This is a genomic window from Nonomuraea salmonea, from assembly GCF_042428605.1.
Classification (GTDB): Bacteria; Actinomycetota; Actinomycetes; order Streptosporangiales; family Streptosporangiaceae; genus Nonomuraea; species Nonomuraea salmonea.
The window spans coordinates 223,358-246,489 of record NZ_JBHMCF010000061.1; the positions used below are offsets into that span (position 1 = coordinate 223,358).

A 23,132-nucleotide genomic window follows, 5' to 3' on the forward strand; every position below is an offset into this window, starting at 1 on the left:
AGGAGGCCCGCGTGCGCACGACGACGGCGCCTGGCGCGGCCACGAGCCGTTACCTGGCCGCGATGCGGAAGCGGCGGCCGCTGGACATCGACTGGGCCGCCGCCCCGACCCGCCACAAGCGTTACCCGAGCGCTGAACGGGTGCCGCTCTCCTGGAACCACCTGGTGGGCGAGCTGCTGCGGAACCTGCTCGGCCTGACCCGGATCGTCTGGTCCCACCACCTCGGCGACGGCGGCCGGCCTTTGGGGCGGCCCCCGATGTTGCTCGCGGGCCGGCCCGCCCCGTCGGGCGGGGGTCTGTACCCGGTGGAGGCGTACGTGGCCGCGGGGGAGCCGCACCTGCCCGCCGCGCTGTACCACTATGACCCGGTGCACCACGTTGTGGAGCGGGTCCGGGGCGGCGACCATGTCCCGGCGTTGACCGGGCTGCTCGGCGGTGGTGATCGGGCGGATGTGGTGGTCGTGCTGTCGGCGGTGTTCTGGCGGTCGATGTTCAAGTACGGAGATTTCGGTTACCGGCTGGTCTGCCAGGAGACCGGGGTGCTGATCGCGCAGGCGCTGGCCGTGGCCGGGCGGCTGGGGCTGGCGGGTAGGGCGCAGTTGCGGTTCGCCGACGGCGAGGTGGATCGGCTGCTCGGTCTCGACGGTGCCCGCGAAGCGACCCTGGCCGCTCTCACCCTGTCCTTGCCTTCCACGAAGGACTCGCGGGCTGAGCCGCCGTCGCTCGATGAGCTGGTGTCGCGTCCGGCGGCGGACGAGAGCACGCCCCTTCCCCGGCCCATGCCCGGCGGGCTCGCCGCGGCCCTGCACCGGGCGTGCACGCTCGCGGCCCCTCACGCGTCGGACCCGCCTGTCCCGCCTGTCCCGCCTGTCCCGCCCGCGCGTGCGGTTCGCCCGGCCCCTGAGCCCGCGCCCATGCCGCGCCAGCCCGGTGGGGAGCGCCGTGCCTCGCCCCTGGCCGGCTACCGCCCGGTCCCGCTCGGGGGCGGGGCGCTCGGCGCGGTGCTGCGGGCGGCCTGCGCCGGTTACCCGTCCGACCTGCCCGGCACCGCGAAGGGCCCGGCCGCCACGGCCCTGTGCCTGCTGTCGCTGCGGGTGGACGGCCTGCCGTGCGCCGCCTACTGGTACGACCCGGCCGGCCACACCCTGCACGAGCCGCCCGCGACGATCCCGATCGACGCGGTGACCACCGGCCCTTTGCTGCCGAACACGCAGGTGGCGCTGCGCGGGGCGGCCGCCGTCCTGATCCCGGTGGGCGACCCGGTGGCGGGCGCGCCGGCGTTCGGTGACCGCTGGTACCGGATGCAGCAGATGGAGGCGGGCCTGATCGTCCAGCGGGCGGCGCTGGCCGCCACCGCGCTGGGCCTGGCGGCCCGCATCCACTCCGACGGCGCGAACGAGACCACCGACGAGGTGCTCGGTCTCGCGGCGAGCCCGTTGAGGAGCCTGTCGTTCCTGGTGATGGGCACCCCACCGACCGGCGGGCCCTTGGTGACCCGCCCGATCCACGGCCTCATCAGCCAGGAGGTGATGCCGCCCGACCGACCAGCGTGACCCCTTTTCGACGGATACACAGCAGAAGGAGAAGTGCACATGTCCGCTGAGAACCTGAAGCTCGACCTGCGTGGCCTGGAGGTCGACTCGATCGACGTCGTGTCGGCCGACTCCATCGTGGCCGAGGGCCACGGCAGCATCGAGACCGGGGCGTCGTCGTCGCCGGGCTACTGCTCGTCGTACCTGACGGCGATGAGCTGCTGGGCTCCGGAGCTGTAGCGCCGGTGCCGGTCCTCCGGTGAGCCCGCCGCGGCCACCGGGATGACGAGCAGGGCCGAGGGCGCCCGTGCCGTGAGCGCCCTCGGCCCCTGACGAACCCCTTCGAGGAGCGCGTTTCCTTTGACCCAGATAGCGCACGCCGCCGTCCCCGTCGCGGGGGACGGTGACTCTTCAAGGCTCGCTGACCCCGATTATGCCCTGTCGCCCGTTGTCGCGGTCCGTGTCGCGGGGCTGCCGGTGGCGGGGCTGGAGCGGATGCGGTGCACCCGTACGTGGCGGCTGGTGGACGAGCTGGCGGACGTGTCGTCCCGGTTGCGGCGGGAGGGCGCGGAGCTGTCGGAGCCGTTGCACGAGGTGATCGGCGGTGTGGCGGCGGGGCCGCTGCGTGCCGGGCTGGTGGCGTTGCGGCGCGCGGTGTTCGCGGGCCGGCGCCTGGGCGGGCGGGCGGTGTCCGCCGAGGTGCTGGGCGCGCTGCCGGCGGGCCTGGCGGCCAGGATCGGGGCGTGGACGGCGTTGCGGCGGCGCGCCGACGAGTTGCGGGCGGCGCTTCCCGGTGTGCTGGCCGAGGAGGCGCGGGAGAAGACGGGGGTGCTGCGGGAGGCGGTGTCGGATGCCGGGTTCCGGCACGGGCTGGCGCAGGGCAGCGCGGTGCTGGCCGATCGGCTTGAGGCGTGGCTGGGCGGGCGGCCGCCGGAGCGGCAGGAGGTGTTGCGGCTGGCGCGTTATCTGGCCAGGGCGAGTGTCAAGACGAGTCCGTACGCGACGTTCACGGCCGGCGGGCTGGGCCGGTGGGAGACGGACGGGCCGGCGGTGGCCACGGGCGGTGAGCCGTCCTGGCTGGTCATGGCCGAGCTCGACCGGGCGGTCCTGCGCCCGCTGTGGGCGGTGCTGACGCGGCATCGGCGGGTGCGTGAGCGGGCTCGGCTGCGGGTGAATCCGTCCGCGGCCGATGACGGGGAGCGTGTGTGGTTCCTCAGCCCAGGGCCTGGGGAGCCGCTGTCGTCGGTGCCCGCGACGGCGCAGGTGCGGCAGGCTCTGGACTGGGTGCGGCGGCGGGACGACGCCACGCTGGCCGCCGCGCCGGGGATCGAGCCGCTGGCCGAGGCGGGGCTTGTGGAGTATGTGCCGCCGTATGACGAGCAGGGGCCTGATCCGATGGGGGAGCTGGCGTCGTGGCTGGCGGCCGATGGGGCGGCCCCGTACGCGCTGGCCGTCTCCCGGGTCGCGCAGGCGCTGCGGGCCGAGCCGGCGAGGAGCTCCGGCGTCGTACGGGCGGCGCTGCGGGAGGTGCTGCCGCCGGGGCCGTCCCTGCCGGAGAAGAACCTGCTGTGGCACAGCGCGGTCATCCCCGGTGTCGCGGGGCGGCTGAACGCCTCCGCCTGGCGCGGTGTGTGCGACGACCTCGACGCGCTGCGGGGGCTGCTGGGCCTGTTCGACCCTGACCTGCCCGTCAAGGTGGCCGCCGCCGCGTACTTCGTGGACCGGTACGGCCCCACGAGCCGCCTGCACGCGATGGCCCTGTACCGCGACGTTCACAGCGGCGCGCCGGGCGCGGGCGGGGAGTTGCTGCGGGCGATGCTGCGCGACCCGGTCGCGGGCACCCGCGCCCTGCCCGATGTCGACCCGCCGGCCGGCCTGCGACGCCTGACCGAGTTGCGGCGCGGCTTCTGGGACCGCCTCGGCGCAGGCCCCATCACGGACGCCACGCCACCCGGCCCGGCCGGGACCGGACCCCGCACGAGCGGTGAGGTGCCGGTGGTGGATGTCACGGCCGGCCGCCTGGCCGCGCTGGCGGAGAGCTGGCCGGGCTTCGTGCGGCCGCCCGGCTCCATCTGCTGCTACGTGCAGGCGGTGCCGGAGGCGGCCGGTGTGCGGGCCGTCGTCAACTCGGTCTCCGCCGGGTACGGGCGCGGCCTGTCGCGGCTGCACCGGCTGGTCGCGCTGGCCGGCGGTGAGGCGCCGCCCGTCGAGGAGCTGCGGGCGGCGCAGGGTGACGTGCTGGTGGCCGAGTGCCGGGGCCTGGCCGGCGGCGGTCTCAACGTGCGGCCCGCCACGGCGGACGTCGCGCTCGATCACCCGTTCACCGCGCCCGACGCGCATCTGCCGGCGGTGACGCCGGCGGAGCTCACCGTCGGCTACGACCGGGAGCACGATCGCCTGGCCCTGCTGGACGGGGCCGGGCGGCCGGTCAGGCCGGTGCATCTGGGCATGACGGCTCAGTACTGGCTGCCGCCGTGGCTGCAGTTCCTGGTGCGGGTGTTCGGGGAGCCGTCCACGGCGATGGTGCCCGGCTGGGTGTTCCGCACCCGGAGTGAGCCGCCGCAGGAGGGTGTGGTGGAGTGCTGGCCGCGCGTGGACGTGGGGCGGGTGACGGTGGCGCGGGCGGCGTGGCGGATGCGGGCCGGGGTGTTCCCGGTGCCGGCCAAGGGGGAGAGCGAGGCGGCGTACCTGCCGAGGCTGGCCGAGTGGCTGGCCGGGCACGGGGTGCCGCGCCGTTTCTTCGCCCGGGTCGTCGATGTGGGTCAGGGGTTGCTGGCGGGGCTGCTCAGCAAGGACCGCAAGCCCATGTACGTGGACGTCGCCGACCTGCTGCTGCTGACCGGTTTCGTGCGCACGCTGCGCGACCCGGGCGCGCTGCTGGTGGTGGAGGAGGCCCTGCCCGACCCCTCCCAGGCGCCCCGTTACGGTGATGAGGCGCGGGTCACCGAGTACGTCATCCAGCTGTCGGCGAGGCCGGTGTCATGACGGCGCATCCGATCGCGGGCGAGGACCGGTGGGTCAGCGCGCACCTGTTCCACTTCGGCGACCTGGACCCGCTGATCATGGGTGTGGTGCGGCCGGTGACGCGGGAGCTGGTGGCCTGCGGGACGATCCGCCGCGCCTTCTTCCTGCGTTATTGGGAGGGCGGCCAGCATGTGCGGCTGCGGCTGCAGGTGCCGGACCCCGCCCGCCAGCAGGACGTCCGTAACCTGGTGCGCGAGCGTGCTGCGGCGCATTTCGCCTGCCATCCGTCTCCGGTGGTGGATGCGGCCGCGTATCGGGCGTTCGCCGCCGCGATGGCCAGGGGTGAGCGCCGTGCCGACTATGACGATCGGCTGCACGAGCCGGGCACGGTGGCGTTCATCGGGTACCTGCCGGAGTACGAGGCGTACGGTGACGCCGCCTGTGTGGCCGCCGCCGAGCGTCACTTCGCCGTCTCCAGCCGTCTGGCCCTGGAGGTGCTGGCCGCCGGTACGGACATGGGCCGCCGTACGGCGATCGGGCTGGCGGCGCTGACGATGGCGGTCGCCGCGTGTGAGCCCGATCTGCCCTCGGCCGCCCATCGCCTGGCCGCCGTCATGCGTGGGCCCGCGACGGCGGCGGCCGGGGTGGAGGAGGACTGGCGGCGGCGGAAGGAGGCGCTGCTCGCCCAGACCCGCCGGTTGTGGGAGGGCCCGGAGTCGGCCGGCGGGTTGCTGGCCGCGTGGGCGGCGTCGCTGCGGGCCTTGCGCGACGAGCTGGACGTGCTGCACGCCGAAGGCCGGTGCGTGCCGCGCGATCCGGGTTCGCCGCACGCCGCTCTCGCGCTGGCGGCGCCGCCCGAGCGGCGCACGGTGGCGCTGATCTTGATGCGGTGCGTTCATCTGTTCCACAACCGGCTGGGGCTGCGTGCCGGAGCCGAGCAGCACACGACGTTCCTGGCGGGCCGCGCCGTGGCCGGTCTCGCCGACTCCCGGAGGTGGTCCCCCTGACTCCCGTCTGGCACTGCGTGCACGTCTACTATCACGCGCCCGACAAGGACGCCCTGCTGCTGGATGCGGTGCGGCCGCTGCTGGAGGGGTTGCGCGGCGAGATCGAGCAGGCGTACGTGCTGCGTCACTGGCGGCAGGGCCCGCACCTGCGGATCAACGTCAAGGCGGCGCCCGAGGTGTGGGAGCGGGTGGTGCGGCCGCGCGTGGACGAGGTGGTCGGCGCGTACCTGCGCGAGCACCCCTCCACGGTGGTGCTCGATCCGGCCGACAGTTTGCCCAGGCACCGGTTGATGGCGATGCGGGAGCAGGAGCGCGGCCCGCTGATGCCGTGGCCGCCGGACAACTCCGTCCGCGACGCCGCCTACGACTCGCGCCGCCACGTCCTGGGCACGGACGAGGAGGCCGAGCTGCTGGCCGCGTTCTACACCGACGCGACCCCGCTGCTGTTCGGCATGCTGGAGCACGTACGGGAAGGCCGGGACGGCAGGACGGGGCTGGCGCTGAGCCTCATGCTGACCATCGCGCACACCTCGCAGCGCATCGACCGCAGCTACCTGTCGTTCCGGATGCACGCCGAGGGGTACCTGACGTGGGCGGCCGACCCGGCGGCGGCCCGCGCGTCGTTCGAGCGGGTGTTCGCCGAGCGGCGGGCGGCGCTGACGGGGCGCGTCCGCGACGTGGTGGCCTGCCTGGACGACCCGGGCGCGGCGGCGGTGCCGTTCGTGCGGGAGTGGGCGGCGCTGCTGGAGCGCTACCGGCCGCGGATCGCGGCGATGATGGACGACGGCCGGCTGGTGCAGCCGGCGCTCGAGCCCGGTGCGGCGTTCGCGGGCCGGCCGGGGGAGCCGCGCGCGCCGCATCGGGAGCCGAGTGAGCTGCAGCGGCTCGTGTTCGACAACCCGGCCTACCACGAGGCGATCTTCCGCAGCCCGGCCTTCCGGCGGTATCGGGTGCTGCTGAACTACACGTATCTGCATCTGACGCGGCTCGGGCTCACCCCGCTGGACCGGTTCAGGACCTGTCACCTGCTGGCGGACGCGGTGGAGGACGTCTACGGCGTGTCGGGGGTGGAGGCGCTGCGCCGCTTCACCGGCGTCACGGGGCCGGCGGCGCGTTCCTGAGGTAGGCGGTGAGTGCGCGTTTCAGCTCGGCGACCAGGTCGGCGGCGCGTGCCGGCGCCGTTCGAGACGCTGACCGGCGGCTGGCCGGCCCGCTCAGCTGGTGGCGCCGCCGCCCCCAGCCGGGGCGGCGGCGTGCAGCAGGAAGGCCAGCACGTCGGCGAGCAGCGCCTGGTCCTGCTCGCGGGTCGCGCCGGCGCCGTGACCGCCGTGCTCCTCCACCTGCAGCAGCACCGGCGACCGCGAAGCCGTGGCAGCCGGGTTCACCCTGTTGCCCGGCGATCAGCTCTGTGGCGTGAGGGGGCCAAGGTCGCGGACGACCTCGGCCAGGGCCCGGATGGGCTCGTTGTCCGTTTCGCTGCGCCATACCAGCGCGTACGGCAGCGGTCCCATGTCGGTGACGGGCAGGTAGGTGATGTCGGGCCGTGCCCAGTAGCGGGTCATGTGGGAGGGGAAGAGCACGACGATCTCGGCCATGCTGGCGAGGGTGATGGCTTCTTCGGTGTTGTGCACCACGGGGCCGCGCTCGATCGTGCGGCCGCGGCGGGTCTCGCGGGGAATGTAGGCGTCGTACCAGTAGCCGGGCCGGGTGTCGGACTGCGGGTGCTGGAAGTCGGCGGCGATCTCCAGCGAGACCGACGTGCGCTGGGTGAGCTCGTGGCCGGTGGAGACGGCCAGCACCCGGGGTTCGGCGAGCACGACCGGTCCGACGGTGAGGTCGGGCTCGTCGACGGGCAGCCAGGCGATCAGGACGTCGATGTCACCGCGGCGCAGCGTGGCGAAGGCGTCGCTGAACTGGGCTTTCTGGACGCGCAGCTTCCACTGCGGATGCCGCAGGCGGAAGACGTCCCAGTAGGGGCGCAGGTCGTGGGCGTTGGCGGGCAGCATGCCGACGCGCAGGATGCCGGTGATTCCCTGGCCGGCGAGCTGGGCGCGTTCCACGCTGTGCTTCAGCCCGGCGTAGAGAGGCCGCAGGTCGTCGCGGAGCTGCCGCCCGACCGGGGTCAGCCGTACCGTGCGGTTGGTGCGCTCGAACAGTGGCGCGCCGATCTGCCGTTCCTGCTTCTGGATGGCCTGGGTGACGCGGGCGGGTGACAGGCACAGCCGGGCGGCGGTCCGGCCGAAGTGCAGCTCATCGGCCAGGGTCAGGAAGATCTCGATGTCGCGCAGTTCCACGCCTGACCTGCTCCGTTTACTCCCGCTGAAGGTGATCTTTCAGCATTCATCATTGTTCTGGGTGCTCACCGTACTTGATCCTCGAATCACATGATTCGTTGGTTCGATGGAGCAGGGTGATGGACGTCCTCATTTCCGGCGCCGGCCTCGCCGGGACCGCTCTGGCGTACTGGCTGCGCCACCACGGTTTCGCCCCCACCGTGGTCGAGCGGGCCCCGCGGGTGCGTGCGGGCGGGGGCGTGGCGGGTTTGCGCGGCGAGGCTCTGGACGTGCTGGACCGCATGGCCCTGCTGGAGCGGATTCAGCAGTTGAACACGCGGCCGGACGGTGCGGCGCGTGCGGACCGTGACGGGAGCCCGCACCACCTGCAGATCCTCAGAGGTGAGCTGATCGGCCTGCTGTACGAGGCCACCCGCCAGGAGGTGGAGTACATCCTCGGCGACTCGATCGCCGCTGTGGAGCAGGACGCCGACGGCGTGCGGGTCACCTTCGAACGTGGCCGTCCGCGCCGCTTCGCCCTGGTGGCCGGCGCCGACGGGCTGCACTCGGGCACCCGCTCGCTGGTCTTCGGGCCGCGCGAGCGGTTCGTCCGGCACCTGGGCATCTACACGGCGACCTTCAGCCTGCCCCTCGACCTCGGCCTGCCCGGCTCCGGCCGGCTTGCCGGCATGCCGGGCAAGGCGGCCGACATCCTCAGCATCCGCGACAACGCCGAGGCGCACGCGGCGCTGCACTTCACCTGCGGACCGCTGGCCTACGACCGTGACGACGTCGCGCAGCACAAGCGCATCGTGGCCGGGCAGTTCGCCGGCGAAGGCGGGCCCATCCCGCGCCTGCTGGAGGAGATGAGCAGGGCGCAGGACTTCTTCTTCGACGCCAACGCCCAGGTGGAGATGTGCCACTGGTCCTCGGGCCGGGTGGTGCTGCTCGGGGACGCCGGCTACTGCGCGGCGCAGGCCTCGGGCCTGGGCGCTTCCCAGGCGCTGATCGGCGCCTACATCCTGGCCGGCGAACTGGCCGTCGCCGGCGGCGAGCACCCGGCGGCGTTCGCCGCCTACGAGCGGGAGATGCGCGGCTTCGTCGCCGAACACCAGCAGATAGGACGCGAAGGCGCCGACCGGTTCTTCATGGGCATGCCCGCCCAGGAGGCGCCGGACATGATCGCAGCCGGTACACGGGAGACGGCCCGCGCGCACCTCGTCAGGCTGAAGGACTACGCGCCCAGCTTCGCCGCACGGTGGCCGCCGTGACCGGCGGCGATCGAAGGCCCGGTCCCCACCGGCGTGCACGCGCTCACCCACGGCGCGGACAGCCATCGCGCTCAGCGCCGGCCAGACGCTGCCATGTCAGCGGCGAGGCCAGGACGGCAACCGGGCGGTATCCCTTCGCTTCCAGACCCCGCTGGCCACCAGCACACCCTTCCATCATGTGTCCGTTCATGTGAAATTTCCCCTGTTAAGGAGTACGTCACCATGTCCCTCACCCTTACCGAGCAGGACCGGCTCACCCTGCAGACCGCCGCGTGGGGCGCCGTGTCGCTGATGTCCGCGGCTGGTGCCGCCGGCTCGGCGCACCGGGCCGCCACCGAAGGATCTGTCGCCCTGACATCGGCGACCGGCCGCATCGGTCATGTGCTCGCCAAGGCGCCCAAAGGCGTGAAGTACGGCAAGACCGTGGCCGACCTCGCCGACCAGGTGCTGCCGGCCCTGACAGCGGCCATGACCCTGCTCAAGCAGCAGGATCCGGCCGAGGCCGGCGATTTCCGTCGCACTGTCCTGATCGCCGTCGAGGCAACCACCAGGGGCGAAGCCGGCCCCGCCATGAGGGAGATGGCTCGCAAGATCACCGAAGCGCTCGACGTCGCCTCGGCCACCTCCGGCGGCGGCAGCGGGGGCGTGCCGACGGACGCTGCCGCCCAGGATCGCCCGGAGCTGCAGAAGGTCATCCAGGAGATCGTCGATTCCGGTTTCACCGGAGTGTCGTTGCGCGTGCACGACAAGCGGGGTGAGTGGGCCGGCAGCGCCGGAGTGGCCGAGCTGAGCCAGAACACCGAGCCTCCGGTTGACGGGCATGTGCGGATCGGCAGCAACACCAAGACCTTCACTGCCACCGTGGTGCTGCAACTCGTCGCCGAGGGCCGGATCGCCCTGGACTCCTCGGTGGACGACTACCTGCCCGAGTTCGGGCTGGACCGGCGCATCACCGTGCGGATGCTGCTGCAGCACACCAGCGGGATCTTCAACTTCACCGGCGACTTCGACCCTGACGGCACGTTCGTGCCGGGAATCCCCGCCACCCCTGCGGGCAAGGAGTGGGTGGACAACCGTTTCCGCACCTACCGGCCCGAAGAGCTGGTCCGGCTGGCGCTGTCCAAGCCGGCCCGGTTCGAGCCCGGCACCGACTGGAGCTACGCCAACACCAACTACGTGCTGGCCCGCCTGCTGATCGAGAAGGTCACCGGCCGCCCGGTCGCCGAGGAGATGCACCGGCTGATCCTGGGGCCGCTCGGTCTGACCGGCACCTTCCAGCCGGTCGGTGAGACGGACATCCCCGAGCCGCACGCGCACGCCTACTACCGCTACGAGGAGGACGGTCAGATTCGGACAGTCGATGTCACTCGGCACAACCCGTCCTGGATCTCCAGCGGCGGGGACATGATCTCCACTACCCGTGACCTGCACACGTTCATCTCCGCCCTGCTGGGCGGCAAGCTGCTACCGGCCGAGCTGCTGGCCGAGATGTGCGCCCCGGAGGCCAAGGCCGGCTACGGCCTGGGCGTGTTCGTGCAGGAGGCGCCCGGCGGCGGCACCGTCATCACCCACAATGGCGGCATGGCCGGTCACGCCGCGCTCCTGTACAGCACCCCTGACGGCAGCAAGACCCTGACCGCCGCGCTCAACTACGTCGACGACGCCGCCCTGTCCCTGGGAGCGGCCTTCCAGCAGGCGACCCAGCGCCTCGTCGCGGAAGTCTTCGGCAACGAGCAGACCGGACCGGCTCAGTAGCCAGACCTGAGCACCAGACACGCCGGGGAGATGTCGGCAGGCGAGCCGACGAGCACGCGGCCCCCTACCGGCCCCCGGCCTGCCCCCAGCCTGTCCGTGGGATGGAGAGGTCCGTCTTGGGCTTCGCCCGTGACTCCCGCGCCGACACCGCCTGATCGAACAAGGCCACCACCTCATCGAGCTCAGCTCGCCGCGTCCATCGCGGCAGGGGGCGGCTGGCCGGCCTGACCCCGCTCGGGCGAGGTCTTGCCCGCGTCCGGCGCCGCCCGGCACCATGATCGGGGCAGTTGCCGAGCCGAGGGCCGAGGACGCGATGATCACCACCGAGAGGGTCGGCGACCGGGCGCGCCTGGACGCCGTCCACGCTCTGCTGCGCTCCGAGTTCGCCGCCTCCGAGCTCGAGGCGCAGGAGTCGTTCCCGGTCCGGGAGGTGGCGGGGGCGCGGCGGTTCGCGGTGGCGAGGCTTGCGGGCGACCGGGTGCTTGCCGCGCTGACCTGCGACTACATTCCGCTGGTCACCCAGCGGGAGCCGGTGGCGGTGATCGGCGGCGGGCACATCGTCACGGCTCCCGGCGAGCGCGGCCGCGGGCACGCGCGCATGCTGCTCGCGCGCGCCGAGGAGCTCGTCTTCGCCGAGGCCGCGGCGAGAGGCGAACGGCCGGTGCTCGCCCTGGTGGAGAGCAGGCCGGAGACCACCGCGTTCTGGGCTCGCAACGGTTTCCGCCAGGTCGAGCACGTCCGCTACGTCCAGCCGCCGATGCGCGTCGACCGCCTCACCGGGCGCCCCCTGACCCCGCCCCGTCCGCACCCGCTGATGGCCAGGACGGCCGACCCCGCGGCCACCGCCATCCCGGCCCGGCTGCTGGCCGACGCCGTCCACGCCCTGTGGCGGCACTGGTACGAACCCCCGGCCCTCACGCTCACCCCGGCCGCCCGCGCCCGCGCATCGACCCTGCTGTGGGCCGACCTCTACCCGGCCTTCATCGCCTCCTTACCGGCGGCCGGGGAGGTGCCGCTGGCGCCCTGAGCCCGGCGCGGTCAGTAGTAGGAGCTCATCAGCTCGCTCGCCCAGGCCGGCTGGGTGACCGGGTGGCGGGGGGCGAACTCGGTCAGGTACGGCTTGATGTCCAGGACGGGGGTGCCCGACAGCGCGTCCAGGTCGGCGACGTGCAGGTCAAGGCCGTCCACGGCGAGGAGCCTGCAGCGGGAGACGCCCAGCCGGTTGGGACGGTACGGGCCCCGGTGGGCGAAGATCCCCACGGGCGCCGCGGCCGGGTTTCCCCGTGGGGGACGGGGGTCGGTGCGCACCTCGGCCGGGTCGATCCGGTCGAAGACGAAGACGATCTCCAGGTGGGAGAAGTCCTCCAGGCCGAGCACCGCCGAAGGGGTGAAGGCGGAGTCGTCCAGCCGGATCACGGCCCGTACGTCGTGCCAGTCGTCTTCGACCCATTCGCTGCGACCGCCCATCACGCGGCCGACTGGTCGCAGGGTCACGGGGCCGGGTGTCATGGTGCTCTCCCTATGCGTCGGGGGCGCCGCTAGCCGTCGCGGCGCAGGGTGAACCAGAAGGTGGGGAACGGGTTGGTGCCCGGTGTGACGTCGAGGAGCTCCCAGCCGTCGAACCTGGCGCGGATCTCGTCGGCGGTGACGCCGGCCGCCCACGACGCGATCTTAGTGGCCGGGCCGCCGGCCGGTTCGGGGCCGTACCCGAACATCAGCAGCCGCGCCCCCGGAGCGGCGCGCCGGGTGAGGCCGGCGGCGTAGGCGTCGCGGCGGTGCAGCGCGACGCCGCAGTAGCAGCTCAGGTCGAAGAACAGGTCGAACGGGCCCGCCACGTCGAGGTCGTCGAGGCGGGTGACGCATCCGTGCAGCAGCTTCACCGTCACCTGCGCCTGGGCGGCCTTCTCCTTGGCCTGCTCGACGGCGCCGGCGACCAGGTCGACGGCCGTCACCTCCCAGCCGTGCCGCGCCAGGTAGACGGCGTTGGTGCCGGTGCCGCAGCCAAGCTCCAGGACGCGGCCGGGCGGCAGGCTCCGCGGCCCCTCGATCAGGCCGGCCAGTTCGGGCGGGGTCACGCCGGTGTCCCACGGTGCCTTGCCGTCGCGGTAGAAGCGCTCCAGCGCGCGGTGGATGGTCTCCTCTTCGGCGTGTTGCCGGGTCATCGTTCCCTCCAAAGCTTAGAGTTCATTTCTAGTGATGGACTCTAGAGTTACACTCACGCACTGAAGGACGTCAAGCTCAGCGGGCGGCGACATGCCGATGTCCGCCCGGTCACGCGGACCGGACGGACATCGGGATGGGGAGATGGGCCCTTACGGACGGGCGAGGGCGTACATCTTCGTGGAGCCGATCTTCACCGTGGTGCAGTAGTACTCGGGGCCGGCGGCGTTGGCGGCGCTGTTGCACGACTTCGCGCCCGCGGTGGTGTACGGATACCAGCGGACGATCACTTCCGCGGAAGCCGGCGCCGGTGCGAGGACAGCGGTCATGGCGGCGGCAGCGACAGCGGTCGACATCGCCAGGGAGACGCGCCTCATGGCAAGCTTCATGCGCCAATCCTTTCGAGATGCGGAGCCGCGGGGGTCGCGAGCGGCTCCATCTGCGGAACTTCGATGCGAGCCTAAAGATCAGGTGTCTGTTTTCCGCCTGATTTCCGCACGGTTCCTGATCTTCACGCCCGTACACTCGTCAGGGCGCGAAACGGGAGGATCGTAGATGGAGAAGCCGGACGGTAACGCACCGGCGATACTGTTCCGCCTGCTCGGCCCCCTCCAGCTAGAAGCGGGCGCCGGCAAGGTCACCTTCTCCGGCAGACAGGGCGCTCTGCTGGCCGCGCTGCTGCTGCAGGCCGACCGGGTGGTCTCCACGCAGCGGCTGGCGGAGGCGATCTGGGCGGAGCCGCTGCCCAGCGGCGCCGCCTCCCGGGTCAGGATGCTGGTGTCCGAAGTGCGGCGCGCCTGCGCGGCGCTCGGCGCCCCCGTCATCCACACCCAGCGGCCCGGCTACCTGGTACGGCTCGGCCCGGCCAGGCTCGACCTCGCCTGCTTCCAGGACCAGATCGCGCTGGCCAGGCAGGCGCCGGCCGAGCAGGCGCTCGGCCACTACGACGAGGCGCTGCGCTGGTGGCGGGGCGCCCCGCTGGCCGGCATCACCGGCTCCTACGCCGAGACGCAGGCCGAATGGCTCGACGGGCTGCGTCTCGACGCCCTGGAAGAGCGGCTGTCGGTGCTGCTCGCCCTGGGCAGGACCACCGACGTCGTCACCGAGGCACGCGCGCTGTCGGGCGAGGCCCCGTTCAGGGAACGCCTCCACGAACAACTCATGCAGGCCCTGTACGAGAGCGGCCGCCCCAGCGAGGCCCTGGAGGTCTACCGCCAGTTCCGCTGCCGGCTGGTCAACGAGCTCGGCCTGGAACCCACCGACGAGCTCCAGCAACTGCAGCACCGCATCCTGCGCTCCGAGGCCAACCCGCGCCGGCCGCACCGCCAGGACGGGCCGCCCGCCCTCCCCGTGCCCAGCCAGCTCCCCGCCGCGCCCGCCTCGTTCACCAACAGAAGCGACGAGCTGGCCGAACTCGACCGCCGCCAGAGCGTCGAGACCGGCCACGTCGGCGTCACCGTGATCAGCGGCCCCGGCGGCAGCGGCAAGACGTGGCTCGCCCTCCACTGGGCGCACACCCACCGCGACCGCTACCCCGACGGCCAGCTCTACGCGAACCTGCGCGGCTTCGACGCCGCCGAGGAACCGGTGCCGCCCGGCACCGTGCTGCGCCACTTCCTGACCGCGCTCGGCGTGCCGCCCGCCGTCATCCCCGACGAGCAGGAGGCGCGGGCCGCGCTCTACCGGTCCGTCCTGGCCGACCGGCGGGTGCTCATCGTCCTGGACAACGCCAGGGACAGCGCCCAGGTGACGCCGCTCATCCCCGGCCGGCCCGGCTGCACCGTCCTGGTGACCAGCCGCAACCGGCTCGTGAGCCTGCACACCACGCACGACGCCCGGCTGCTGGAGGTGGGCGCCTTCTCCGACGAGGAGGCGCGCCGGATGCTCGCCCACCACTTCGGCCCCGACACGATGGCCGCCGACCCCGATTCCGTCGCCGTGCTGCTCAAGCACACCGGCGGCCTGCCCCTGGCGCTCGGAGTGCTGGCCGCCCGCGCCACCGCCCACCCCGGCTTCCCGCTGGCCGTCCTCGCCAGGGAACTGCGCGACCCGGCCACCAGGCTCGACGCCCTGCAGACCGGGGACCTCGGCGCGGACCTGCGCGCCGTGTTCGCCTCCTCCTACGCGGCGCTCGATCCGCCGGCCGCGCGGCTCTTCCTCCTGCTCGGCACCGTCCCCGGCCCCGAGATCGGCCTGCCCGCGGCCGCCGCACTCGCCGGGCTCCCGCCCGCCGCGACGCGCACGCTGATCTCCATGCTGGAGACCGCCACCCTCATCCGGCAGCACGCCCCCGGCCGCTACTGGATGCACGACCTGATCCAGCTGTACGCCGCGGAACGGGCCGAAGCCGACCTGCCCGCCGAGACCCGCAGGCAAGCCCTGACCCGGCTCGTCGAGACGTACACCGACACCGCATGCGCCGCCGACCGGGCGCTCTACCCGCACCGGCCCGCCGTTGCCCGGCGCGGGGGCCGGCACGTCTTCGCCGACGCCGCCGCCGCGCTGGCCTGGTTCGAGGCCGAGCTGCCGTGCCTGCTTCCGGCGCAGGTCCTGGCCGCCGAGCTGGGCATGGACGCCGAGACGTGGCAGCTCGCCTGGGGCATGAACACCTTCCTGCTGCGCCGCTCCTACACCCGCGAACGGCTCACCTCCTGGGAGATCGCGCTGGCCGCCGCCGAACGGCTGCGCCTGCCGTACACCGCCGCCGTCGTCCACTGGCACACCGGCTACGCCCACGCCGCGGCCGGCCGGATCGACGCGGCGGCCGGCCACCTCGACCGGGCGCTGGAGCTGTTCGGCCAGGCCCAGGACCGGCCCATGCTCGCGCAGGTGCACCACACGTTCGGCTGGACGTGGAGCGTCCACGGGCAGCCGCGGCGCGGGCTCGCGCACGCGCAGACCGCGCTGCGCCTGCAGCGCGAGGCCGGTGATCCGATCTGGGAGGCGAACGCGCTCAGCGCCGTCGGCTGGATCCGCCTGCAACTCGGCGAGTACGACGCCGCGCGCGACGCCTGCGAGCAGGCCCTCACCCTCTTCCGCCGCCACCACGACGGCGGCGGCGAAGCGGCCACCCTCGACAGCCTCGGCCTGCTCGCCTTCCACCAGGGCGAGTACGAACGCGCGCTGGAGTACTACGGGCGCTGCCTCGACCTGCGCGAAGGCACCGGCAACGCCTCGCAGAGCGCCGACACGCTGGTGGCGTTCGGCGACACCCACCACGCGCTCGGCCACACCGCGGAGGCCAGGGCCGCCTGGCGCAGGGCGCTGACGCTGTACGACGCCCAGCACCGCCGCGCGGAGAGCGAACGGGTGCGGCAGAAACTGCTTCCGCCCTGAGGCTGTGCCCGTGGTCACACCCGGTCGCGCGCCAGTTCCCCTGGGAAGCCTCCATCGCCTCCCCGGACGGCGGCTACCAGCCCGATGGCGGGTACCCGCCCGGCTGACGGCCCAGGGCGTTCATGGGTTCTGCCCGGCGGCCTCCTGGGCGGCCAGGAAGGCGGCGATCTGGGCGGCTCCCGTCCGCCGCAGCCAGGTGCGCAGGTCCATCAGGCCGGGGTGCAGGGCGCGGGTGAAGGCGACGTCGGCACGGTAGCCGCGTTCGTTGAGCCAGGTGTAGGCGTGGGCGAAGTCCGCGCCGAGCCGGGCGATCACCTCGAGGGGGATCTGGACGTACGGCAGCGGCCGGCCGATCGCCTCGGAGATGGCGGCGGCGATCTGGCGCGGGGTCAGTTCGTCCCCGGCCAGATCGACCGCGCGGCCGATCCACTCGCCCGGCCGGCCGAAGGCCAGCGCGGCGAAGGCGCCGACGTCGTCGACGGCCATGACCTGCTGCGGCACGTCGGCGGCGAACGCGGTGGCCACGGCGCCGTCGTGCAGGTGGTAGGCGCCGGTGTAGTTCTCCATGAACGACACCGGGCGCAGGAAGGTCGCGGGCAGGCCCAGCCGGATGATGTGCTGTTCGACCCGCCACTTGCTGATCGTGTTGCCCGGCAGTTTCTCGGTGTCGTGGCGGCCCGCGCCGGCGAGCGAGGCGTAGACCAGGTGCCGCACACCGGCGGCGTGTGCCGCGTCGGCGACGTTGCGTCCCCAGCGGACCTCGTCCTCGGCCGAGAAGCCCGCCGGGGTGCCCGGAGAGCCGACGGTGGGCTGCACGCTGAACAGGCCGTCGGCGCCTTCGGCGGCGGCGGCGAGTGAGGCGGGGTCGTCCATGTCGGCGCGGACGAGCTCGGCGCCCGCCCGCGTCAGTGCCCGGGCGGCTGCGGCGCCCGGATCGCGGGTCACCGCCCGCACGTGCGAGCCGCCGGCGAGCAGGTGTGCTGTGACGGCCCGGCCCTGCAGGCCGGTGGCCCCCATCACCACGATGGTCTTCACGAGGTGTCTCCAGACGGAAGGCATGCGGAGGCCACCCGCTTAAGTGGGGTGGCCCTCCGGTTCTGTGCGAGTACGATATGGAGGGCCACCCCGTTTATGCAAGCCCGCCGGAGAACACATGCCGCCCCACAGCCGTACGGCCACGCGTCCGATGCGCGCGGACGCCCGCCGCAACTACGACCGCATCCTGGCCGCGGCCGCCGCGGCCGTCGCCGAGCACGGAGCCGAGGCGTCGCTGGAGGAGATCGCCCGGCGCGCCGGCGTCGGCTCGGCCACGCTGCACCGGCACTTCCCCTCCCGGCAGCTGTTGCTGGAGGCCGTCTTCCGCGACAAGGTCGAGGCCCTGTGCGCCACCGCCGCCGGCCTGGCCGCCGAGCCCGGCCCCGGGCAGGCGCTGGCGGCCTGGCTGCGAGCCGTCGCCAGGCACGTCGTGACCAACCGGGGCCTGGCCGCCTCGCTGATGCGGGGAGCCCACGACGGCGATCCGAGCCTGGGCGCCACCTGCCACACGATGATCATCGACGCGGGAGCGGACCTGCTGGCCCGCGCATGCCGGGCGAACGCCGTACGGCCCGACGTCTCGATCACGGATCTGCTCACACTCGTCAACGCCATCTGCCTGGCCGTCGAGCACGAACCCGACGGCCAGGCCCAGGCAGACCGGCTGCTCACCCTCGCGCTGACCGGAGTCCGCCCGCAGCCGTCATCCTCATAGGCGACGGGCTGAGCCCGCCCGTCGCGGCGGTGGGGCGCCGGTCACGCGGACGAGGTTGCCGGCGGGGTCGCGGAAGGCGCAGTCGCGGACCCCGTAGTCCTGGTCGATGGGCTCCTGCACCACGTCGGCGCCCGCGGCCTGCAGCCGGTCGAAGAACCCGTCGAGGTCGTCGGTGGCCAGGGTGACGGCGGCGTAGACGCCCTTGGCGATGAGCTCCAGGATGGTGCGGCGCTCCTCGTCGGTGACGCCGGGGTCGGCCGCCGGCGGATGCAGCACGATGGACGTGCCGGGCTGCCCGGCCGGGCCCACGGTGATCCACCGCATGTCCTCGTAACCGGCGTCGGCCCGGACCTCGAAGCCCAGGACGTCGCGGTAGAAACGCAGCGCGGCCTCGGGATCGGTGTGCGGCAGGAAGGTGTGCTGGATGGTGACGTTCATGCCGCTCACGCTAGGCACGATCACCGGGCGCGGGCTTCTCGATTCTTGACCGGCCTGGTCACCTGCTTGCTCAGGCACGGCGGGATGCCCGCCGCGGCCTTGGACTGGTCACGCCGGTAGACGCTCGGCGGCACGCCGACCAGTTCGGCGAACCTCGTGCTGAACGTGCCCAGCGAGGAGAAGCCCACCTCGAAACACACCTCCGTGACGCTCAGGTCGCCGCGGCGCAGCAGCGTCATCGCCCGCTCGATCCGCCTGGTCATCAGGTACGCGTACGGGGACTCGCCGTAGAGGCGGCGGAACTCCCTGCTCAGGTGCCCGGCCGACAAATGCGCTCCCCGGGCCAGCGCCTCGAGGTTGAGCGGCTTGGCGTACTCGCGGTCGATCCGGTCGCGGACCCGCCGGATCACGGCGATGTCGCGCAACCGCTGCGCCTGCGCACGCCCGCTGCCCATGGACACCATCGATCAAGAATCGAGAAGCGCCGGTTCGCGCGGCAGGGTTAGCGTCGTGAGCACGTGATCACCGATGGCGACCGGGCAGGGGACAGTGATGAGCATGGACGGTTTCTCCGAGGAAGAGCGCAGGGCGATCAAGGAGCGCGCCGAGGAGCTGAGGAAGGAGGCGAGCGGGGGCCGTGGCGGCAAGGCGGCCGCCGCCGAGCTCGACGTGCTGTCGAAGATCGCGGAGATGGAGCAGCCCGACCGCGCGGCGGCCGAACGCATCCACGCCATCGTCACCGCCCACGCCCCGCAGCTTTCGCCGAAACTCTGGTACGGACAGCCGGCCTACGCCGGCGAGGGGAAGGTCGTCTGCTTCTTCCGCAGCGGGCACGTCGACAAGGAGCCGTACTCCACCTTCGGCTTCACCCCCGAGGCGAACCTCGCCGACGACAGCGGCCTGTGGCCCACTTCCTTCGCCGTGACCGAGCTGAGCGACGCGGCCGTCGAGACGATCACCGATCTCGTCAGGAAGTCCGTGAGCTGACCGCGGCCGGTCAGGTCTCCCGGGGGCCGCGCCGCCTGGCGGCGTACGGCGCCGCGAACAGGTACAACCCGGTGAACATCTGGAGGGCGAGCGGGAGCAGCGGCAGGTAGAACACCCACTCGGCGACCTCCAGGACCCCGGCGACGATGCCGGCCAGGACGGTCACCGTGAAGACGATGGACAGCCAGCGGTGCGTCTGCCGTACCCACGTGTTCCCGGTCATCGGGACCTCCTCTGCTGGACGGGCGGCTTCAGGCCGGAGCGCACCTCGTGCGCTCTCTGGCAGATCACGCTAGGCGCGGCTCAGGGGGCGGCGCTTCTCGATTCGTGACCGGTTCGGCTCTTGGACGTGACCGACCTCGCCCATGACGCGCTGGTCGAGCACGGCGTGCTCAAAGCCGGTGGATGAGACGGGGCAGGCGGACCTGACCTATGCCCGCCTCCATCCGAAGAGCGGGCCGAACTCCCCGGCCGGCGAAGCGCCGGACAGCGCCGGCACGTCTTCCGCTGCCTGTTCCGCGAGGACTGACCGCCGGGCGAAGGGGTGTCGTGGCCGCGCCCTAGACTCGGTGGATCATGGACGTACCGCGTGACCTCCCCTCCCGCCTGTCCGGCGCGTTCCTGGCCGTCGGCCTGCCCTGGCCGGACGTGCGGATCGGCCACTTCGACGGCGTGCTGGGCGCGCTCGGCGAGCACGCGCAGGCGCCGCGGCTGCGCGAGCACGTCGGCAGGCTGCGCACGATCCAGGAGGCGTTCTTCGGGCAGCTGGGCGAGCTGGCCGACGATCACGACGACGACCCCATGAGATTGGCGCGGCACAGGGACGAGCCCTGCGTGCGCGGCGTACGGGACGACTGGGCCGAGACCGCGGCGCTGATGCCCGGCTTCCACGCGGCTCTCACCACGTTCGTCCGCGAGCTGCTGGGCGGGCCGCGCGAGGTGCCCGACTACCTGGCCGCCGCACCCGCCTGGGTGGAGACACGTCCTGGGCGCGGCATCCGCGACGAGCCCACCGCCGGCCGCGCCCCCGCCGCCGGCGCGCTGCTGCGCTGGCGCGAGGACCCCTACGGGCCGCGCGTCTGCGTCGTCACCGGCTCGCCCGCCGCCGGCAAGACCCGGCTGCTGTCCTGGTTCGGCTACGCCGGCGTCTGGGACTGGTCGGGCTATCCGGGCTCGGACGAGGCGGCGATCCTCCTGCGCGGGATGGACGTGGACGACGCCGTACGCGACCTGGCCGGGCAGCTGAAGCTCGACGGCGCGGGCCTGGACGCCATCGACCGGCCCGTGCTCGTCACCGTGGCCGACACCCACCGCAGCAACGACCCCGAGCGCGCGTTCACCGAGCTCGTCCTTCCCCTCGCCGTCAACCCGCACGTCCGCCTGCTCGTCGAGCTCACCCGCCCCGACGCCGAGGAGGGGCTCGGGCCGGCGGCGTTCGTGCTGGACCTGGACGACCCGCGCGCCACCGACCGCGCCGCCTTCACCGCCTGGTACGACGCCGAGCGGGTGCCGCGCTCGCCGTTCACCGCCGGCCAGGTCTACCCCTCGCCGGGCATCGCCGCGCTCGCCGCCCGGGCCGAGGGCGCCGATCCCGGCCCTGACCTGCCGATCGACGGACGGGTGGCGCGTGCCTGGCTGGCCGGCCTGTCGCCGGACGCCCGCGCCGCCGCCGGCACGCTGGCCCTCGCCTTCGGCCCGATCGGCCCGTACACGTGGCGCCTGCTGCACTGCGGCCGGCACCGCGACGCACCTGAGGCCGCCGCCCGGGGCGTCGCGGAGGCCGCCGCCCGGCTGCCCCTCGCCGAGCCCGGCCTGCCCGCCTACGCCATCGGCCTGCCCTGCCTGGCCGAGATGGTCGCCCCGCCGGCCGAAGCGCACGGGGAGCTGGCCGCCGTCATGCGCGGCTGGCCGGTCTCGGCCGAGCTGTCCCCGCCCGACTACCTCACGCGCCACCTGGCCCACCACGAACGCCTGGCAGGCGGGCCGGACACCGTCACCCCGCTGCCGCTCCGCCGCCCCGCGACCAGGGTCACCCGCGAACTGCTCGACGACCTGTACGGCCAGGACGGCGTCTTCAGGCCGGCCGACGGCGGGCTCCATCCCGCGATCGCGCACGCGCCCACCCGCCGCTTCCTGACCGAGGTCGGCCTGCCCGCCGGCGGCCTCCACGAGCCCGGCTGGACGGGCGAGCGTCGCCGTTTCGCCCAGCCGATGTCCGAGTACTGGTCCGACGGCCTGGACGAGCTGCGCGCCTGTCCGGGCCTGCCGGACGACCTCGGCGCCCTGTTCATGCTCGACGCCATGGACACCTGGTACCTCTTCCTCGACGGCCGCACCGGCCTGGTGTACGAGGTGCACGAAGCCTTGGAGAGCGCCCGTGTCGCCCACCGGCACGTCGAGTCGTACGCCTACTTCGTCTACGTCGTCCACCGGGAACGCAGGCTGTGGTGCGAGGGCCGCGACGCGCACCGCGAGGCGGCCTACTGGTGCGCCGACGACCTCGCGCTCGAACTGCACACGTACGAGCCGGAGGCCATGGCGGGCGAGGACGCCCTCTGGCCGCCGACGCTGGAGGACTACACGCTCCTCACCTAGACGGATCACCACGCGCGTCCCGTTCGTCCTCCGAGTGTGACCGTACTCAGGGAACTCGACGGTGGGCGGCGACGGCGGCCAGGCGGGGGGTGAGGCGGTCGGCCATGAGGCGGTAGCCGTCGGCGTCCGGGTGGAGGGCGTCGTCCAGCAGGAGGTGGGCGTCGCGCGGGCCTAGGACGACGGGGCCGTCGATGAGGTGGAGCCGGGTCTCGCCGCAGCTCCGCAACGTCCGTACGGCGTCGGCGACGGCGGCGCGGATCTCGTCGCGGGTCAGCCCGACCTGGTTGGGCAGCCGCTCGCGGGGCGGTGACGTGATCGGGGTGAGCACGGCGATCGGCACCGACGGGTGCGCGTCACGGATGGTCTGGATGAATCCCGACACCTGGCCGGGGAACGTGCGCGCGCTCATGCTGGCGAAGCCGTGGACGTTCCCGCCGAGGCACAGCGAGATCAGGTCCGCGGGCGTGCGCGCGATGGCGCGGGCCGCGACGGGGTCGAGGTGGCATTCGCCGGCGAACCCCAGGCAGGTCAGCTCCCAGCCGAGCCGCCGCGCGACCAGGGCGGGCCAGGTCTCGCTCGGCCCGGCCGCCGAGCGGCACTGCGTGATCGAGCTGCCGTACGTGACCCACCGCGGCCCTCCACCGGGGGTCGCGGCGGCGTACGTCGCGCCGTGCAGGACGAGGGGCCCGATCCTGACCTCGCCGAACTGGGGCAGCCAGACCTCGACGGCCTTGGCGCCGGGCGGCAGCGCGACGTGGCTCGTCGCGGCCCCCGCCGCCAAGGCCGTGCGCTGCCACAGCGCGCCGTCCACCGTGACGTCGAGCGAGGTGACGTCGTCGGCCGCGGCCCAGGTGCGCAGCTCCAGCGCGGCGGCGTCGGTACGGACGGCCGCGCGGACGCCGGCCGGCATGCGGGCCCGCGTGACCAGGACGGGCGCGTGGGCGGTGGCGATCCGCTCCGGCGGCAGCCGCCACGGCTGCCATCCGCCGTCTTCCTCCGTCCAGGCCAGGGCGCCCCGCCAGACCCCCGGCCGGGCGCCGGGGGTGAGCAGGATCGGTCGCATG

The 23,132-nt window shown here is 73.4% G+C and carries 22 protein-coding genes; 12 read left to right on the forward strand and 10 right to left on the reverse strand.

Annotation, left to right across the window (positions count from 1 at the left end):
* The first annotated feature begins 11 nt into the window (after positions 1–11).
* From ACFFR3_RS48480 to ACFFR3_RS48500, 5 genes are all read left to right on the forward strand, one after another.
* Complete coding sequence (locus ACFFR3_RS48480) at positions 12–1,553, forward strand: SagB family peptide dehydrogenase (RefSeq protein ID WP_345406486.1); 1,542 nt, start codon at positions 12–14, stop codon at positions 1,551–1,553.
* Between the two features lie 39 nt (positions 1,554–1,592).
* Positions 1,593–1,772, forward strand: a complete 180-nt coding sequence (locus ACFFR3_RS48485; protein ID WP_355413690.1) for a thiopeptide-type bacteriocin — start codon at positions 1,593–1,595, stop codon at positions 1,770–1,772.
* Between the two features lie 120 nt (positions 1,773–1,892).
* Positions 1,893–4,517, forward strand: coding sequence for a lantibiotic dehydratase (locus ACFFR3_RS48490; protein ID WP_379485398.1), 2,625 nt, complete (start codon positions 1,893–1,895; stop codon positions 4,515–4,517).
* Complete coding sequence (locus ACFFR3_RS48495) at positions 4,514–5,503, forward strand: lantibiotic dehydratase C-terminal domain-containing protein (protein ID WP_364375148.1); 990 nt, start codon at positions 4,514–4,516, stop codon at positions 5,501–5,503. The genes ACFFR3_RS48490 and ACFFR3_RS48495 overlap by 4 nt, the downstream gene beginning before the upstream one ends.
* Positions 5,491–6,624 carry a thiopeptide maturation pyridine synthase gene (locus ACFFR3_RS48500; RefSeq protein ID WP_379485399.1) on the forward strand — a complete coding sequence of 378 codons (1,134 nt, stop codon included), beginning with the start codon at positions 5,491–5,493 and terminating at the stop codon, positions 6,622–6,624. The genes ACFFR3_RS48495 and ACFFR3_RS48500 overlap by 13 nt, the downstream gene beginning before the upstream one ends.
* A gap of 93 nt (positions 6,625–6,717) precedes the next feature.
* On the opposite strand, the gene ACFFR3_RS48505 is transcribed toward ACFFR3_RS48500, so the two are convergent.
* Both ACFFR3_RS48505 and ACFFR3_RS48510 read right to left on the reverse strand, forming a co-directional pair.
* Positions 6,718–6,855: a hypothetical protein gene (locus ACFFR3_RS48505; protein ID WP_345406504.1), complete on the reverse strand. Its 138-nt coding sequence runs from the start codon at positions 6,853–6,855 to the stop codon at positions 6,718–6,720.
* 48 nt (positions 6,856–6,903) lie between these two features.
* Complete coding sequence (locus tag ACFFR3_RS48510; protein WP_345406507.1) at positions 6,904–7,797, reverse strand: LysR family transcriptional regulator; 894 nt, start codon at positions 7,795–7,797, stop codon at positions 6,904–6,906.
* A 119-nt stretch (positions 7,798–7,916) separates the two neighbouring features.
* Between ACFFR3_RS48510 and ACFFR3_RS48515 the strand changes: the two genes are divergently transcribed.
* The 3 genes from ACFFR3_RS48515 to ACFFR3_RS48525 all read left to right on the forward strand — a co-directional run bounded on the left by ACFFR3_RS48515 (position 7,917) and on the right by ACFFR3_RS48525 (position 11,829).
* Positions 7,917–9,047: an FAD-dependent monooxygenase gene (locus ACFFR3_RS48515; RefSeq protein WP_379485400.1), complete on the forward strand. Its 1,131-nt coding sequence runs from the start codon at positions 7,917–7,919 to the stop codon at positions 9,045–9,047.
* 222 nt (positions 9,048–9,269) lie between these two features.
* Positions 9,270–10,802 (forward strand): serine hydrolase domain-containing protein, encoded by a 1,533-nt coding sequence (locus ACFFR3_RS48520; protein WP_364375156.1) that lies wholly within the window; start codon positions 9,270–9,272, stop codon positions 10,800–10,802.
* Between the two features lie 313 nt (positions 10,803–11,115).
* On the forward strand, positions 11,116–11,829 hold the full coding sequence (locus tag ACFFR3_RS48525) for a GNAT family N-acetyltransferase (RefSeq protein WP_379485401.1): 714 nt from the start codon (positions 11,116–11,118) through the stop codon (positions 11,827–11,829).
* Positions 11,830–11,840: 11 nt separating this feature from the next.
* Here ACFFR3_RS48525 and ACFFR3_RS48530 read toward each other — a convergent pair whose 3' ends face one another.
* From ACFFR3_RS48530 to ACFFR3_RS48540, 3 genes are all read right to left on the reverse strand, one after another.
* A complete protein-coding gene (locus ACFFR3_RS48530) occupies positions 11,841–12,311 on the reverse strand; it encodes an SAM-dependent methyltransferase (protein WP_379485402.1) in 471 nt (156 codons plus the stop codon).
* A gap of 29 nt (positions 12,312–12,340) precedes the next feature.
* The gene (locus ACFFR3_RS48535; RefSeq protein WP_345406529.1) at positions 12,341–12,964 is read right to left on the reverse strand and encodes a class I SAM-dependent methyltransferase; all 624 of its coding nucleotides are present in this window, start codon (positions 12,962–12,964) and stop codon (positions 12,341–12,343) included.
* Positions 12,965–13,114: 150 nt separating this feature from the next.
* A complete protein-coding gene (locus ACFFR3_RS48540; RefSeq protein ID WP_345406532.1) occupies positions 13,115–13,351 on the reverse strand; it encodes a hypothetical protein in 237 nt (78 codons plus the stop codon).
* Positions 13,352–13,517: 166 nt separating this feature from the next.
* On the opposite strand from ACFFR3_RS48540, the gene ACFFR3_RS48545 reads away from it, so the two are divergent.
* Positions 13,518–16,298 (forward strand): AfsR/SARP family transcriptional regulator, encoded by a 2,781-nt coding sequence (locus ACFFR3_RS48545; RefSeq protein ID WP_379485403.1) that lies wholly within the window; start codon positions 13,518–13,520, stop codon positions 16,296–16,298.
* A gap of 120 nt (positions 16,299–16,418) precedes the next feature.
* Here ACFFR3_RS48545 and ACFFR3_RS48550 read toward each other — a convergent pair whose 3' ends face one another.
* The gene (locus ACFFR3_RS48550; RefSeq protein ID WP_379485404.1) at positions 16,419–17,333 is read right to left on the reverse strand and encodes an NmrA family NAD(P)-binding protein; all 915 of its coding nucleotides are present in this window, start codon (positions 17,331–17,333) and stop codon (positions 16,419–16,421) included.
* 118 nt (positions 17,334–17,451) lie between these two features.
* Between ACFFR3_RS48550 and ACFFR3_RS48555 the strand changes: the two genes are divergently transcribed.
* Complete coding sequence (locus tag ACFFR3_RS48555; protein ID WP_379485405.1) at positions 17,452–18,048, forward strand: TetR/AcrR family transcriptional regulator; 597 nt, start codon at positions 17,452–17,454, stop codon at positions 18,046–18,048.
* Here ACFFR3_RS48555 and ACFFR3_RS48560 read toward each other — a convergent pair.
* Both ACFFR3_RS48560 and ACFFR3_RS48565 read right to left on the reverse strand, forming a co-directional pair.
* Positions 18,043–18,486: a VOC family protein gene (locus ACFFR3_RS48560; protein ID WP_345409865.1), complete on the reverse strand. Its 444-nt coding sequence runs from the start codon at positions 18,484–18,486 to the stop codon at positions 18,043–18,045. The two genes, ACFFR3_RS48555 and ACFFR3_RS48560, sit on opposite strands and share 6 nt — an antisense overlap.
* 20 nt (positions 18,487–18,506) lie before the next feature.
* Entirely contained in the window at positions 18,507–18,941 is a 435-nt protein-coding gene (locus ACFFR3_RS48565) for a helix-turn-helix transcriptional regulator (RefSeq protein ID WP_345406544.1), read from the reverse strand.
* 103 nt (positions 18,942–19,044) lie between these two features.
* Here ACFFR3_RS48565 and ACFFR3_RS48570 point away from each other — a divergent pair, with 103 nt between their 5' ends.
* Positions 19,045–19,473 carry a DUF1801 domain-containing protein gene (locus tag ACFFR3_RS48570; RefSeq protein ID WP_379485406.1) on the forward strand — a complete coding sequence of 143 codons (429 nt, stop codon included), beginning with the start codon at positions 19,045–19,047 and terminating at the stop codon, positions 19,471–19,473.
* 10 nt (positions 19,474–19,483) lie between these two features.
* On the opposite strand, the gene ACFFR3_RS48575 is transcribed toward ACFFR3_RS48570, so the two are convergent.
* On the reverse strand, positions 19,484–19,696 hold the full coding sequence (locus tag ACFFR3_RS48575; protein WP_345406550.1) for a hypothetical protein: 213 nt from the start codon (positions 19,694–19,696) through the stop codon (positions 19,484–19,486).
* Between the two features lie 353 nt (positions 19,697–20,049).
* Here ACFFR3_RS48575 and ACFFR3_RS48580 point away from each other — a divergent pair, with 353 nt between their 5' ends.
* On the forward strand, positions 20,050–22,068 hold the full coding sequence (locus tag ACFFR3_RS48580; protein ID WP_345406553.1) for an SUKH-4 family immunity protein: 2,019 nt from the start codon (positions 20,050–20,052) through the stop codon (positions 22,066–22,068).
* 46 nt (positions 22,069–22,114) lie between these two features.
* On the opposite strand, the gene ACFFR3_RS48585 is transcribed toward ACFFR3_RS48580, so the two are convergent.
* The gene (locus tag ACFFR3_RS48585; RefSeq protein ID WP_379485407.1) at positions 22,115–23,131 is read right to left on the reverse strand and encodes a GDSL-type esterase/lipase family protein; all 1,017 of its coding nucleotides are present in this window, start codon (positions 23,129–23,131) and stop codon (positions 22,115–22,117) included.
* Between the last annotated feature and the right edge of the window lies 1 nt (position 23,132).